The 15,146-nt window shown below is 34.9% G+C and carries 17 protein-coding genes; all 17 read right to left on the bottom strand.

Features of this window, described 5'->3' with window-relative positions; genetic code table 11:
• Positions 1-11: 11 nt before the first annotated feature.
• Positions 12-860, bottom strand: a complete 849-nt coding sequence (ylqF, locus tag CS063_RS07270) for a ribosome biogenesis GTPase YlqF (RefSeq protein WP_099449032.1) — start codon at positions 858-860, stop codon at positions 12-14.
• A 148-nt stretch (positions 861-1,008) separates the two neighbouring features.
• Positions 1,009-1,356, bottom strand: a complete 348-nt coding sequence (gene rplS, locus CS063_RS07265) for a 50S ribosomal protein L19 (protein WP_099449031.1) — start codon at positions 1,354-1,356, stop codon at positions 1,009-1,011.
• Between the two features lie 90 nt (positions 1,357-1,446).
• A complete protein-coding gene (trmD, locus tag CS063_RS07260; protein ID WP_099449030.1) occupies positions 1,447-2,190 on the bottom strand; it encodes a tRNA (guanosine(37)-N1)-methyltransferase TrmD in 744 nt (247 codons plus the stop codon).
• Positions 2,187-2,699, bottom strand: coding sequence for a ribosome maturation factor RimM (gene rimM / locus CS063_RS07255; RefSeq protein WP_099449029.1), 513 nt, complete (start codon positions 2,697-2,699; stop codon positions 2,187-2,189). The genes trmD and rimM overlap by 4 nt, the downstream gene beginning before the upstream one ends.
• A gap of 137 nt (positions 2,700-2,836) precedes the next feature.
• Complete coding sequence (locus tag CS063_RS07250; protein ID WP_099449028.1) at positions 2,837-3,067, bottom strand: KH domain-containing protein; 231 nt, start codon at positions 3,065-3,067, stop codon at positions 2,837-2,839.
• A 23-nt stretch (positions 3,068-3,090) separates the two neighbouring features.
• Positions 3,091-3,336 carry a 30S ribosomal protein S16 gene (gene rpsP / locus CS063_RS07245; RefSeq protein WP_099449027.1) on the bottom strand — a complete coding sequence of 82 codons (246 nt, stop codon included), beginning with the start codon at positions 3,334-3,336 and terminating at the stop codon, positions 3,091-3,093.
• 32 nt (positions 3,337-3,368) lie between these two features.
• Complete coding sequence (ffh, locus tag CS063_RS07240) at positions 3,369-4,703, bottom strand: signal recognition particle protein (RefSeq protein WP_099449026.1); 1,335 nt, start codon at positions 4,701-4,703, stop codon at positions 3,369-3,371.
• A gap of 12 nt (positions 4,704-4,715) precedes the next feature.
• Positions 4,716-5,069 carry a YlxM family DNA-binding protein gene (ylxM, locus tag CS063_RS07235; protein WP_099449025.1) on the bottom strand — a complete coding sequence of 118 codons (354 nt, stop codon included), beginning with the start codon at positions 5,067-5,069 and terminating at the stop codon, positions 4,716-4,718.
• Positions 5,070-5,160: 91 nt separating this feature from the next.
• Positions 5,161-6,090 carry a signal recognition particle-docking protein FtsY gene (gene ftsY / locus CS063_RS07230; protein WP_334293218.1) on the bottom strand — a complete coding sequence of 310 codons (930 nt, stop codon included), beginning with the start codon at positions 6,088-6,090 and terminating at the stop codon, positions 5,161-5,163.
• A gap of 266 nt (positions 6,091-6,356) precedes the next feature.
• On the bottom strand, positions 6,357-9,947 hold the full coding sequence (smc, locus tag CS063_RS07225; RefSeq protein WP_099449023.1) for a chromosome segregation protein SMC: 3,591 nt from the start codon (positions 9,945-9,947) through the stop codon (positions 6,357-6,359).
• Positions 9,948-9,956: 9 nt separating this feature from the next.
• Positions 9,957-10,679: a ribonuclease III gene (gene rnc, locus CS063_RS07220; protein WP_099449022.1), complete on the bottom strand. Its 723-nt coding sequence runs from the start codon at positions 10,677-10,679 to the stop codon at positions 9,957-9,959.
• A gap of 64 nt (positions 10,680-10,743) precedes the next feature.
• The gene (acpP, locus tag CS063_RS07215; protein ID WP_099449021.1) at positions 10,744-10,980 is read right to left on the bottom strand and encodes an acyl carrier protein; all 237 of its coding nucleotides are present in this window, start codon (positions 10,978-10,980) and stop codon (positions 10,744-10,746) included.
• Positions 10,981-11,043: 63 nt separating this feature from the next.
• On the bottom strand, positions 11,044-12,045 hold the full coding sequence (gene plsX, locus CS063_RS07210; protein WP_099449020.1) for a phosphate acyltransferase PlsX: 1,002 nt from the start codon (positions 12,043-12,045) through the stop codon (positions 11,044-11,046).
• 91 nt (positions 12,046-12,136) lie between these two features.
• On the bottom strand, positions 12,137-12,313 hold the full coding sequence (rpmF, locus tag CS063_RS07205) for a 50S ribosomal protein L32 (RefSeq protein WP_013657315.1): 177 nt from the start codon (positions 12,311-12,313) through the stop codon (positions 12,137-12,139).
• Between the two features lie 20 nt (positions 12,314-12,333).
• Positions 12,334-12,843, bottom strand: coding sequence for a YceD family protein (locus tag CS063_RS07200; RefSeq protein WP_099449019.1), 510 nt, complete (start codon positions 12,841-12,843; stop codon positions 12,334-12,336).
• A gap of 63 nt (positions 12,844-12,906) precedes the next feature.
• Positions 12,907-14,100: an acetate/propionate family kinase gene (locus CS063_RS07195; protein WP_099449018.1), complete on the bottom strand. Its 1,194-nt coding sequence runs from the start codon at positions 14,098-14,100 to the stop codon at positions 12,907-12,909.
• Between the two features lie 35 nt (positions 14,101-14,135).
• Positions 14,136-15,125, bottom strand: a complete 990-nt coding sequence (gene pta, locus CS063_RS07190) for a phosphate acetyltransferase (RefSeq protein ID WP_099449017.1) — start codon at positions 15,123-15,125, stop codon at positions 14,136-14,138.
• Between the last annotated feature and the right edge of the window lie 21 nt (positions 15,126-15,146).

The following is a 15,146-nucleotide window of genomic DNA, read 5'->3' as shown; positions in this document are numbered from 1 at the left end:
CTCTTTCTCTGTTAATGGGTTTTAGGTTTTTCTACAGTAATACGTCCCCATTTTCCTGCTCTGAACTCATCAAGGATAATTTGTGAAGCCCTTAACTCATCTAACTCTCCACCCGACTTGATAAGTCCCCTTTTTAAGGCAATGGCTTTAAAGGATTCATAGGCATCTTCCTGTAAAGAGACTTTATAGCGTTCTTCTAACTTTTCTTTAAATTGATTTGTTCCTAGCTTAATGAGGCCAATGGCTAATTCACGATTGTCTAGTATATTATCATTAATAGAACCGATGTAGGCTAAATTACAAGCCACCTCTTGGTCTTCAAACTTAGGCCATAAAATACCTGGCATGTCTAAAAGTTCAAAGCCCTTTTTAATTTTTACCCATTGTTTTCCCCGAGTTACACCTGGTTTATCACCTGTTTTAGTGCTAGCTTTTCCTACTAAAGAATTGATAAAAGTAGATTTTCCCACATTAGGAATTCCTACAATCATGGCACGTATGGGGCGATAAATACGTCCTCTTGCTTTATCTCTTTCTATTTTTTCACGCATCATATCATCAGCTACTTTTATAACTTCTTTAATACCTTTCCCACTGGTGGCAATAATGGGGATGACCTTGATATTTTTTCCACTATACCATTTAATCCATACTTCTGTCATTTTTTCATCCGCTAAGTCTGCTTTATTCAAAATAATGAGTCGCATCTTGCTACCAGCTAATTTATCAATATCTGGGTTTTTTGTACTATAAGGGGCACGTGCATCTAATAATTCAATAACAATGTCTACTAATTTAATATTCTCTTCAATTAATCGTTTTGTTTTGGTCATATGACCTGGATACCATTGTATATTCATGCTTTCACCTTTACTTTTGCTAATTGTTTATTTCTAGTCTGCTTAATAAAGCCCTATCTTTATTATATGCATTTGAGCTCTTTCTCACAAGTCTATTACTTTAAAATAAGATAATAATAAAAAAAGGACTTTGAAAGTCCTTTTTTTATTATTTAATAAGTTCTTTTACTTTTGCATTCTTACCTACACGGTCACGTAAGTAGTTAAGTTTTGCACGTCTTACTTTACCTAAACGAACTACTTCAATTTTTTCAACGTTTGGTGAATGAAGAGCCCATGTTTTTTCAACGCCTACACCATAAGACATTCTTCTAACTGTGAAAGTCTCACGTACGCCACCATTTTGTCTTTTAAGAACGATTCCTTCAAACATTTGTATACGTTCTCTTTGACCTTCTTTGATTCTTGCATAAACACGTACTGTGTCACCTACGTTAAATGAAGGTACTTCTGCTTTAAGTTGTGCGTTTTCAATCTCTCTAATAATTGGGTTCATAATCGTTTCTCCTTTTTTCTAAGATGTTCTTAACACGAGCGTGACAGCGGACCACCTGTAATAACATTTAGCATTATAACATGTCTTGTACTATTTAGCAACTTTTTTTGCATAGTCTTGTAAAAAAGCTTTATCTTTTTCTGTAAGTGGTGCCTTTTCTAGTAAATCTGGTCGTTTATGATACGTTTCAATCAAAGATTGCTCACGACGATAAGCTTCAATCTTTTTGTGATTACCTGACAAAAGAATTTCTGGTACAACCTTACCTCTAAACACAGCAGGGCGCGTATAATGAGGATGCTCAAGAAGGCCTTCATTAAAGGATTCTTCCTCAAAAGACTCTTGCTTACCTAATACACCAGGTACTAAACGAACGATACTATCCACCATAACAAGAGCGGCTAATTCTCCTCCTGTTAGAACATAATCACCAATAGAAACTTCATCTGTTACAATCTCATCTAGTACTCGCTGGTCTATCCCTTCATAATGCCCACACAGAATAACAATATGCTCCTCTTTTGAAAATTCTTGTGCCATCTGTTGATTCCATGTACGCCCTTTTGGGGTCACGTAAACTACTCGAGAAGGTTTACAAGTATTTGTCATTTGAATATGCTCAAAACAATTATAGATAGGAGGCGCCATCATTAGCATCCCTGCTCCTCCACCATAAGGATAATCATCTACTTGTGAGTGTTTATTTCCAGCAAAGTCACGAATGTCAACTGCTTCAAACTCCATTTCATTGTTTTTTTGTGCACGTCCCATAATACTATAGTTAAGCATCTGCTCAACAACATCTTTAAATAAGGTCATGATAGTTATTTTCATAGATCTTCAAGCCCTTCTAAAAGTTTTACAGTCAGCTTACCTACTTCTAAATTAACCTCCTTGATAACCTCTTTAATAGCTGGTAATAATAAGTCTTTTCCTTGTTCTGGACGCTTAACAACATAAACATCATTACTTCCCGTATAAATAATATCACTTATAATTCCTAAATAGCGGCCTTCCTCCGTATAGACTTCTAAATCATAGAGGTCACTTATATAATATTCATCTTTTTTAAGAGGTAAGCTATCTTTACGCTCAATTTTAAGTGTAGCATTTTTAAAAAACTCACCTGCATCCATATCCTCTACACCTTTTAGTTTTAAGAGTACAAAATTTTTATGATAACGTACACCTTGAATCTCATATTTCTCTAATGTATTTCGTTGTATAAAAACTTCTTTTAGCAAACTAAAGCGTTGAGGTTCATCTGTCATAGGCACCACTTTGAGTTCTCCTTTTACGCCATGTGTATTTACGATTTTGCCAATTGTAAACATTGTTTCCATTTGTCTATCACCCTTTTCATCTGTTTAAATAGTTATACTATAAAATAAATTATCCTCATTCATAGAGAATCTTTTATTTCATAGTATAAACGTGTATTCTCTAAAATATAGAAGAAAGGTTAGGGAAAATCCCTAACCTATTCAACAATATCCACTACAACCTTTTTAGTTACATCAAGGCTTGCAGCTTTTATAATAGTACGAATAGACTTAGCTATTCGACCTTGTTTACCAATTATTTTACCCATATCTTCTGGGGCTACTTTAAGCTCTAAAATAATTTTGTCTTCTTCTTCTTTTTGTGACACAGTAACTTTGTCAGGATAATCTACTAATTCTTTAGCAATTGTTTGTAATAAACTTTTCATAGGATTGCCTCCCTTATAAGGAATTACATTTCCATACCTGCTTTTTTAAGTAAATCTTTAACTGTATCAGTTGGTTGTGCACCATTGTTAAGCCATTTTTGAGTAGCTTCTTTATTAATGCTTAATTCATTTGGTTCTTGACAAGGATTGAAGTAACCTATTTCTTCAATGAAACGACCATCTCTTGGAGAACGAGAGTCAGCTACAACGATTCTATAGAAAGGAGCTTTTTTTGCACCCATTCTTTTTAAACGAATTTTTACTGCCATTTTTTTCACCTCCTTATAATTAAATTATTTATTTACATAAAAGGAAATTTAAATTTACCTTTTTTGCCTTTCATAGCGCCTGAAAATTGCTTCATCATTGTTTGCATTTGTTCAAACTGCTTAATCAGACGATTGACTTCTTGAATGTCTCTTCCTGATCCCTTTGCAATACGTTTCTTACGTGACATATTGAGAAGGCTAGGATTAAGACGCTCTTCCTTAGTCATAGATAATATGATAGCTTCCACATAATTCATTTGCTTATCATCTATTTGGACATCCCCTAGTTTAGCTGTATTTAATCCTGGGATCATCCCAATAAGCTGACTAATAGGCCCCATTTTCTTTACTTGTTCCATTTGCTCAAGAAAATCTTCAAAGTTAAACTCTGCCTTACGAAATTTAGCTTCTAACTCTTTTGCCTTTTTTTCATCTATATTTTGTTGTGCCTTTTCAATCAGTGTAAGCACATCACCCATTCCTAGTATACGCGAAGCAATACGCTCTGGGTGGAAAGGCTCTAGATCACCTAACTTTTCACCCATCCCTACATATTTGATAGGCTTATTAGTAACTGCCTTAACAGATAAAGCGGCACCACCACGGCTGTCACCATCTAACTTTGTCATGACTACCCCATCTAAACCTAAAGCATTATCAAAGGCTTCTGCCACATTTACTGCATCTTGACCTGTCATCGCATCTACTACTAATAGAATTTCTTGAGGCTTTAGAGAGGATTTAATACACTTAAGTTCATCCATAAGCACCTCGTCAATATGGAGTCTACCCGCTGTATCAATTAATACGACATCAAAGTTATTTTCTTTGGCATATTCCATACTGGCTTTAGCAATGTCTACAGGATTCACATCTATCCCCATGGAAAAAACAGGGACGTTAACTTGTTTACCTACCTTCGTAAGTTGCTCAATAGCAGCAGGCCTATAAACATCACATGCTACTAATAAAGGACGCTTGCCTTGGGACTTTATTAGTGCCGCAAGTTTGGCACTTGTTGTGGTCTTACCAGCTCCTTGAAGCCCTACCATCATAATGGTCGTAATACCACGTGTTGCAAAAGTTAGCTTACTTTGAGTCGAACCCATTAAAGCAATAAGCTCTTCATTAACAATCTTAATCACTTGCTGTCCAGGAGTTAAACTCTCCATAACTTCTTGTCCAACAGCACGTTCCTCTATCGTCTTAATAAAATTCTTAACAACCTTAAAGTTAACATCTGCTTCTAAAAGAGCAAGCTTTACTTCACGCAAAGCTACCTTCAAATCTTTTTCTGTAAGCTTACCTTTACCTTTTAGTTGTTTAAACACATCTTGCAATTTAGATGATAATTGATCAAAGGGCATCTAAAAGTCCTCCTAAATCTTATTAATAAATCCATCTACTAATGTGACAATCTCGTTCAGAGCTATTGCATACTCACCTTCTACATGTGCATACATTTTCTCACACAACGCCTTTATCTTAAGGAAGGTTTGCTGTTCTACTTGATGCCTCGAAAAAAGGTTTAACTTGCTTTCATAATCGAGTAATTTTTGCTCGGCTTTTTTAATAGTATCAAATACACTTTGCCTACTAATTTGATGTTGCTCCGAAAGCTCACCTAAAGAAAGATCTTCAAAATAATACTCTCTTAATAAATTTCTTTGTTTATCTGTAAGAAGTTCTTGATAAAAATCAAATAAATAGGTGATGACTACAAACTTTTCCATCTTCCACCTCGACTACTGTCAGCCCTTTTTACTTTACACCTGAATTATAAAGAAAACCTTGTTATTTGTCAACCATTATTTCAAAAAACTTTTAGTTGTTTTTAAAAAGTGCTTTAGCAAAAGCTTCAGAATCAAAGGGTTGAAGGTCATCTATCTTTTCTCCTACACCAATATATTTAACAGGTACTTGGAAGGTTGAATAGATCCCTACAATTGCTCCACCCTTTGCAGTCCCATCTAACTTGGTCAAAATAATGCCATTAATATTAGCTACTTCCTTGAAAAGTTTTACTTGTTGTAAAGCATTCTGACCAGTTGTAGCATCTAAAACAATTAAAATTTCTTTTTTGGCTTCTGGATACTCTTTTTCAATAATACGAGATATTTTTTCTAGTTCCTTCATTAAATTAACTTTATTCTGAAGACGTCCAGCTGTATCACAAATCAGCACATCTACTTTACGTGATTTAGCTGCTGCAATAGCATCAAATACTACTGCCGCCGCATCAGATCCTTCCTCATGTTTAATGAGGTCTACCCCTGCTCGATCTGCCCATACTTGAAGTTGATTAATAGCTGCTGCTCGGAAAGTATCTGCTGCTGCTAAAAGAACTTTTTTATCATTTTGTTTTAGGAGATGGGCTAGTTTTCCTATACTTGTTGTTTTACCTGCTCCATTCACACCAATAACAAGGACAACAGTAGGCCCTTCTTGAACCATTAAATCTTCTGGTTGAGCCATAATCATTTCTGTAATAATCGTTTGTAAGGCTTCTTTTAAAGCAGAGGGCTCAGAAATTTTATGTGCTTTTACATAACTTCTTAACTCTTCCATGATGTGCAAAGTCGTATCTACTCCAAAATCCGCCATGATGAGTGCTTCTTCTAATTCCTCATAAAGGTCTTCATCGATCTGTTTAAAAGCACCTAATACCTCATCAACTCCTTTTAATAAGGTATCACGGGTTTTAGTAAGACCACTAAATAATTTTTTTATAAATCCTTGCTTAGGTGCCCCTATCACCTCTTCCTTTTCATCCTCTCTTACTTGAATACTCTCTTCTAATTTTTCACTTGTAATGCCTTCTTCTTTATCCAAAACTTTAGATAAAGGTTCAGATACTTCTTCAAGTATGGCCTGCTTCTTTTCGTCTTTTCCATCCTCTATACTTTCAACTATTTTAGCAGATACTATTCCTTCTTCAGGCCTGTCTGTTAAAGCTGTTTCTGGCTTGATTTCTTCTTTTTTACCGAATAATTTTTTAAATAAACTCACACTTGTTCCTCCTAGCTAGTCTTTTTATTTTCAAGATAGTCCTTTGCTTCTTCTAGTTGAATAGATAAAACAGTAGATACTCCTCGTTCTTGCATTGTTACACCATAAAGAGTATTCGCCCTTTCCATTGTTCCTTTTCTGTGTGTAATAACAATAAATTGAGTTTCATGAGAAAGACGACTTAAGTAGTCTGCAAACCGAATAACATTAGCATCATCAAGGGCTGCTTCGATTTCATCCAACACACAAAAAGGGGATGGCTTTAAGGTAAGAATACCAAATATAAGTGAAATAGCTGTTAGTGTACGTTCGCCACCTGAAAGTAATGTCATGTTTTGTAATTTTTTACCTGGTGGCATAGCAATAATCTCGATGCCTGATTCGAGTATATTTTCAGGATTCGTTAATTCCAAATAGGCCTCGCCACCACCAAATAGTTCTTTAAAAACTACTGAGAAGTTTTTTGCAATACTTTCAAACTGTACTTTAAAGATAGCTTGCATTTGCTCCGTAAGATTTTGAATCATCTCTAAAAGAGTCATTTCTGCTTTTTCTATATCTAACCTTTGATTATTTAGGAAATGAAAGCGTTGTGAGATTTCTGAAAACTCTTCTATAGCATTGGTATTTACACTTCCCATTTGCTTAATTTTAAATTTTATATCTGCACTCGTCTTTTTAAGTTCTCCAATATGAGTATAGGGCTGTCTATAAGCCTGTGCATGATTATAAGTAAGTTCATACTGTTCCCAAATAGTATTCCCCCAAGTTTGTTTTTGGAGTTCTAAGTTTTCTTTTTTGTTATCTAAACGAAATCTTTCTTCCCTTAGCTTTTCCAAACGCTCATTATTAATTTCCATTTGTTTTTCCATTTCGAGCTCTTGATTCTCTAACTCTATTTTTAGTACATTGTATTCCTGACGTTTGAAATGACAGATTTCCTTTTGCTCTTCTAAGGTAGTTATTTGTATCCTAATCATTTCATTAGCCTTTAAAAGCTTTTCTTTTTCTTCTTCATAGCTTCTTAATAGTTCTTCTACCTCTACCTCTTTGGCTGAATGTTGTACTAATTGTTCCTGCAAATCTAAAAGTTGCTGTTTAAGATAAATTCTATTTTGTTCTGTCACTGATAAACTAATTTTCTTTTCTGTTACCTCTTGTAAAGCCTTTTCCTTTTGTTCTTTAAGTTGTGTTAAGCGACCTTCTAAAGTAGTAATAGAACGTTCTTCTTGACCAATCGTTTCTTGTAAAAACTCTAATTTTTCTTCAATAGTTCCATTTATTTGTTTTAATTTTTCTAATTGTTCTTCTAAATTATTCCGTTCTGTTATCAGCTGAATTTGATTACCTTTAATAAGCCTTAGGGCATGTCTCTTTTTTTCTAGTTCAAGATTAATATTATTAGCTTCTTCTTGTAATACTTGCACATGCTGTCTACAATTTTCCCAATTCATTTGAACATTTAATAACTGCTCCTTAAGTTGCTCTAAACTTTCTTTATACAGTTTTGCTTCTTTTGTACAATCTTTTACTTTTTCTTCTAAACCTTTAATTTCACGATTACGTGAAAAAATATTATTGCTTTGATTTTTAGTGCTACCTCCACTTAAAGCTCCACCTGCATTAAAAATTTCCCCTTCTAGTGTCACTAATTTATACCTATAGTGATATTTCTTAGCAATACGGGAAGCATTATCCATATTATCAACTATTAGAATTCGTCCTAATAAAGATTGTATAATGGCATCATAACTCTTTTCATAAGTAACTAAATGACTAGCCACACCTAAAAAACCTTCTTCTTGTAGCATACTCGGTTCGTTAATGTCATTTCCACTTGCCATTGTATCTTTAGGCAAAAAAGTCACTCTTGAAATATTTTTTTGTTTCATGAATCTAATCATGTTTTTTGCCGTTTGTTCTGTCTCAGTCACTATGTATTGGATAGCCCCACCTAGCGCTGTGACAATAGCGGTTTCGTATTTTTGAGGTACCTCAATAATCTCTCCTACTACCCCTATAATGCCTGACCACTTTTTAGGCTCTTCTGCTACTTGCTTTAAAACTTGCTTCACACTTGCAAAATAGCCTTCGTGTTCTGCTTTAATAGTTTGAAGCCACTTCAATTGTCTAGTAGCTTGCATAAGATTTTGCTCGTTGACAATTGTCTTTTGATTTTGCGTTTCATATTGTATTTCTAGATCTTTTTTAGTACTTTCTTCCTCTACTAACCGTTCCTTAGAAAGACGTATTTGCCCATCTACTTGCTGCACTTTTTGTTCAAGTACGCTGATATGCACCTCTTCATGTTGGATCTCACTATTCATAATCGCAATATTTTCTGTAATTTGAGCTATGCGATAATCAAGCTGACTTTCCACACTACTATTCTTTTGAATTTCTGCTTTAAAAGCATCCATTTCTCTTAGTTTTTTATAAAATTCAGCCTTAGATATATCAATAGTACCTTCCATATTTTCTAACTCTTTATTAAGTATCATAAATGCTTCTTCTGCTTCTTTTAAAACAGCTTCTTTTGAAGCTTTTTCCATTTCTAAGGCAGTACTTTTGGTTTCAAATAAAGCTATTTTTTCTTGCTGATTCTTATGAGTAGCTTCCTGCTTCTCCTGGTCCTCTTTAAGCTGAGTCAGAAGTTTTTCTGTATGAAGCATACGCTCCTTATTGAGTTCTATTTGGCTATTCTTTTTTTCTTCTTCTTTTTCAATTAAAGCTATTTGTTCAATAAGTTTTTCAATATTTTCATACAACTCACTCTTTTGTCTCTTATAAGCCACATTTTTTATATTTAAGTTTTCTTTCTCTAAGGTAACTTGTTGATTTTCTTCTTGTAGATTTTTACTATTTAATTTTAATGTAGTAAGTTCTTGCTCTAAGCGGTCTACCTCATGCAAAAAGATAGTAAGCTCTAATGTTTTTAATTCTTCCTTGAGGCGCAAAAATTGCTTTGTTTTTTCAGCTTCTTTCTCTAAAGGTTCTAAACGTCCTTCAATTTCACTTAGAATATCTTTTACACGTGTTAAGTTTTCTCTTTCTTTGTCAAGTTTCTTTTCAGCTTCTAGGCGTCTTACCTTGTATTTATAAATTCCTGCTGCCTCTTCAAAAAGTGTACGACGTTCTTCTGGTTTAGAACTAAGTACTCTATCAATTTGACCTTGTCCTATAATGGAATAACCTTCTTTCCCCACCCCTGTATCCATAAAAAGTTCTTGTATATCTTTTAAACGACACTGACTTCCATTAATAAAGTATTCGCTCTCCCCTGAACGGTAAATGCGTCTTTTGATCACTACATCCGAGTAATCTATAGACATGATTTTATTAGGATTTTTAATAACCATCGCTACTTCTGCATAACCTAAGGATTTACGCTTTGAGGTTCCTGCAAAAATAATATCTTCCATTTTACTTCCACGTAAACTTTTTGCACTTTGTTCCCCTAATACCCATCTAATAGCATCCGCTACATTGCTTTTTCCACTTCCATTCGGACCAATAACCCCTGTAATTCCATGGGGAATATTTAATTTCACGGCATCTCCAAAAGATTTAAAGCCATGAATCTCTATATTATCTAGGTACATACTCCACCTCTAATGTCTTACTGTATAAAGAGCCCTTTTTGCAGCATCCTGCTCAGCTTCTTTTTTACTTTTACCGACACCCTTTCCAAGACATATTGTATCATGATAAACCTCTACATAAAAGTTTTTATCATGGTCCGGTCCATCTTCACCTGTCACTTCATAAATAAGAGGGGTCGTACTTTCCTTTTGAATATGCTCTTGAAGAAGTGTCTTATAATCTTTATATAAATCCTCTAGTGGTCCTAACTTTTCTACTTCCTTTACCAGAGTCTTTTCCAAAAAAGCTTTAGCCTGCTCAAACCCACCATCTAAAAAAATAGCCCCTGTTAATGCTTCAAAAGCATCTGCCAATAAAGAAGCCCTTGTTTTTCCACCGGTCATTTCTTCTCCTTTGCCAAGCTGCAAATAATCTCCTAGCTGCAATATCTTGGCAGTTTGAGCAAGAGAACCTTCACAAACAATACTAGCTCTTATTTTAGACAAGTCCCCCTCAGGCATTGCCTTGCATTTCCTAAATAAATACTCACTAATAATAAGGTCTAAAATAGCATCGCCTAAAAATTCAAGTCTTTCATTATCTTTTAAACCCTTATGACGATGTTCATTAGCATATGAACTATGTGTTAAGGCCTCTCTCAAAGTCAAAGGTTCTTTGAATACGTAACCTATTACTTCTTGTAGGCGTTCCATTACTTGTATTTGATTTTCTGGATTTATTTTTCTTCCCATGCATTTATCTCCTTATCCTATGTCTTTTCATATACTAAAAAGCTCGCTATGCGAGGCCCTTTCATTACTCTAATCCAGTTTGTTCTTTAATATATTCTACAACTTCTCCTACTGTAGATACTTTTTCAGCATCCTCATTGGAAATTTCTATTTCGTATTCTTCTTCTATTGCCATTATGATTTGAAAAATGTCAAGAGAATCTGCATTTAAATCATCTGTAAAAGACGTATACGCTGTTACCTCTTCTTGTGAAATATTAAATTGCTCACTAATTATCTCTTTCACTTTATCTAATACCATGTCAACACCTCTTATAAATATTTATAGTTTGATAATATTATATAGTTACGAGCTAGTCAATATTTAATTTATATTTTCACTTAAATTACTTTCTAGCTTTTCAATAAGCCCTTCACGTATAAAGCCTTCTGTTTGAAAAATTGTACTATAAATCTCCTGGGCTTTGGAACTACCATGTGTTTTCACCACAAGTCCTTTTACTCCTAAGAAAGGTGCCCCTCCTTTAGTAGAATAACTAAATTTATCTTTAATGGTATAAATACCTTTCTTTAAAAGTAATGCAGCAAATTTTGTTTTAAAATTACGCATAAATTCCGCTTTAAGCATAGATAAAATCCAGCCTCCAAAGCCCTCCATAAATTTTAATACCACATTACCAACGAATCCATCACACACTAAAACATCTACTTTACCTGATGGAATATCTCGTGCCTCTATATTTCCCGAAAATGCTATTTGAGTATCCTCAGAAAGTAGTTTAAATGCCTCTTTAGTCAGTTGATTCCCTTTTTCTTCTTCAACACCTATATTGATAAGCCCTACTTTAGGCTTCTCTACCCCCATACAGCATTTCATATAAACAGAACCCATACGCGCAAACTGTACTAAATACCCTGGCTTAACATCTGCATTGGCTCCTGAGTCAATAAGTAAACTATAACCTGTCTTAGTAGGGATAATCGGTGCTAAAGCTGGACGGTCCACTCCACGAATCCGCCCTACAATTAAAGTAGCTCCTGTTAAGAGAGCACCACTACTTCCTGCACTAATAAACCCATCCACTTGTTTATCCTTTAAAAGTTTTAGGCCAATTACCATAGAAGATTGCTTTTTCTGACGGATAGCTTGTACGGGTGCATCTTCCATTGTGATTACTTCTTCTGCATGAATGATTTCTATTTTATCTTTATTATAAGTAGCACCCTTAAGTTGCTCACTAATGATTTGTTCATTACCTACAAGAACCAACGTAGAAGAAATGTTTTTGCTTGCTTCCACGCACCCTTTTATTATTTCATAAGGGGCATTATCCCCACCCATAACATCTATAGCTATTCTTGACATTTGCATCATCCTTATCATTCTCTCTACATCCATTAAATATACATGAAATTAAATAGACAAAAAGACAGCTAGAAGCTGTCTTTTTAGGGAATTAATCTACTTTTACTACAACGCGATTAGCGTAAGAACCACAAGCTTTACATACACGGTGTGGCATCATTAATTCACCACATTTAGGGCATTTCACTAAATTAAGTGGAGAAAGTTTCCAATTTGCTTGTCTTTGATTTCTTCTAGCTTTCGATGTCTTTCTTTTTGGCACTGCCATATTAACACCTCCTCTTAATACTACTCTTCACTCTGAGGGTGAAAAATATTTTTTAACTTTTCAAGTCTTGGGTCTATGTCTGCTTTTTCACAAGTACAAGACGTCACATTTAAGTCTTGTCCACATGCATGACAGATCCCTTTACAATCCTCTTTGCAAAGTACCTTCATTGGAATTTCCAAGGCAATTGCTTCGTTAATCGCATCTGACAAATCAACACTTGACTCTGTTAACGGAGTAACATCCTCATCTTGATGTTGTTCATTCAAATCAGATGAAAATACCCTGTATAATTCCGTATGAATAGGATATTCAACTTCTTTCATACAACGGTCACATAACAGTTTTAATGTAGAAGATAATGTTCCTTGGACCAAGTAGCGGTTGCCTTGCTTCGTCACTTTTCCTTCCACATTTACTTTGTAGTCATGTGTTTGGTCAGATAAATTGTGTTCAAGAAGACTAATGACTTCTTCACCTCTAAAGACAATTTCCGACTTGTTTAAAAGTTCATGGATATCAATCTTCATTTTTTCACTCCATTAAGTAACACTTCTGTAATTATACATAGCTTAGGATTATTTGTCAATGACTTATTTAGCAACTAATGTCACAGCATCTCTTGCAATCATTAACTCTTCATTTGTAGGGATAAGAAGCATTTTTACTTTTGAAGATGGCTTTGTTAAATCTCTTTCTACCCCACGGCATTTATTTTTTTCTGGGTCAATTTCAACACCTAACCAAGTAAGCATATTAGCAATTTCTTCACGCATAATAGCATTGTTTTCACCAAGTCCACCTGCAAAGGCAATGGCATCTACACCATTCATAAGTGCTGCATAAGCACCAATATAAGCTACTACTCTATGTTGATAAGCATCCATTGTAAAACGACAAGCTGGATCGCCAGCTACAACGCCATCTTCAATTTCACGGAAGTCACTTGATAACTCAGAAAGTGCTTCAACACCTGACTTTTTGTTTAAAATAGTATCTATTTCTTTAGCAGATAGACCTTCTTTTTCCATAAGGAACGTTACGATAGCTGGATCGATATCCCCTGAACGTGTTCCCATGATAAGTCCTGCAAGTGGTGTAAATCCCATTGTTGTTTCAACAGATTTTCCACCATCTACTGCACAAATACTTGCCCCATTTCCTAAATGGCAAACGATAGTTTTGGTTTCCTCAAGAGGTTTACCAAGCATCTGTGCTGCTCTTTCAGAAACATATTTATGAGAAGTTCCATGGAAACCATATTTACGGATACCATACTTTTTGTAATATTCTTGTGGGATAGCATACATATAAGCACTTTTCGCCATTGTTTGATGAAAGGCTGTATCAAATACACCTACCATTGGTACATTAGGCATCAGTTCGCGGCACGCGTCAATTCCTAGTAAGTTAGCTGGATTATGAAGGGGTGCAAGTGAACTACACTCTTCAATTGCTTTCTCAACTTCCTCAGTAATAATAACAGAACCATTGAATTTTTCCCCACCATGTACAACACGGTGACCTACAACATTAATCTCTTCTGGTTTAACACAAGCTGTTTCACCTTGCGTTAACATAGCAAGCATCTTTTCAAGTGCTACTTTATGATTAGGAAAATCTACTACTACTTTTACAGAGTCTTGCCCTTCTGTTGTATGTTTGATGAAAGAACCATCAATACCAATGCGTTCACAAATTCCTTTTGCAATAACAGACTCATTATCCATGTTTAATAATTGATATTTAAGGGAAGAACTCCCACAGTTTACAACTAATACGTTCATTTTTAGTTTCCACTCCTTTAATTTTATCTACTAATTTATTGTGCTTGAACAGCTGTAATCGCTACAACACCTACAATATCTTCTGCTGAACAGCCTCTTGAAAGATCATTAACAGGTTTTGCAATACCTTGTGTAATAGGTCCATAAGCTTCTGCTTTTGCAAGCCTTTGCACTAATTTATACCCAATATTACCTGCATCTAAATCAGGGAAGATAAGGACATTAGCCTGTCCTGCTACTGAACTAGATGGTGCCTTAGCTTTACCAACAGATGCTACAATTGCTGCATCTAATTGTAGCTCCCCATCTACTTTTAAGTCAGGTGCTTCCATTTTTGCAATACGAGTTGCTTCTACTACTTTATCCACATCTGCATGTTTTGCACTACCATAAGTAGAATGAGAAAGCATAGCTACAACAGGCTCTTGTCCTACAAGCTGACTAAAGCTTTTAGCTGAACTTTGCGCAATAGCTGCTAGCTCTTCTGAATTAGGATTTTGGTTAAGGCCTGCATCAGAGAAAATAAAGGTACCATTAGCCCCCATGTCACAGTCTGGTACCACCATTACAAAGAAAGCTGAAACAAGTTTTGTATTAGGTGCTGTTTTTAGAATTTGAAGAGAAGGTCTAAGTACATCTGCAGTTGCATTAATTGCACCTGCTACCATCCCATCTGCTTTACCTTGTTTAACCATCATAACGCCTAGGAATAAAGGATCGTTATGTAAGAGTTGATTTGCTTTTTCAATTGTCATTCCTTTTTTCTCTCTTAGTTTTACAAGCTCTGTTATATACGTATCCATTTCTTCAAATGTTTTAGGATTTATAATTTCCGCTTGGCTAAGATCTAAGCCTTCTGCTTTATCTTGAATTTCAGCTGCATCACCAATGAGAATTACATTAGCAATCTCTTCTTGCAATACAAGGTGGGCTGCTTTCAAAGTACGTATATCTGTTGTTTCAGGTAATACAATTGTTTTTTTATTACTTTTTGCTCTTGCTTTAATATCTTCAATAAATGACATTTACAATGACCCCTTTCAATT

It is taken from the genome of Sporanaerobium hydrogeniformans (genome assembly GCF_002735925.1).
GTDB lineage: Bacteria > Bacillota > Clostridia > Lachnospirales > Cellulosilyticaceae > Sporanaerobium > Sporanaerobium hydrogeniformans.
This window is presented reverse-complemented; position numbering and strand designations above follow the sequence as displayed.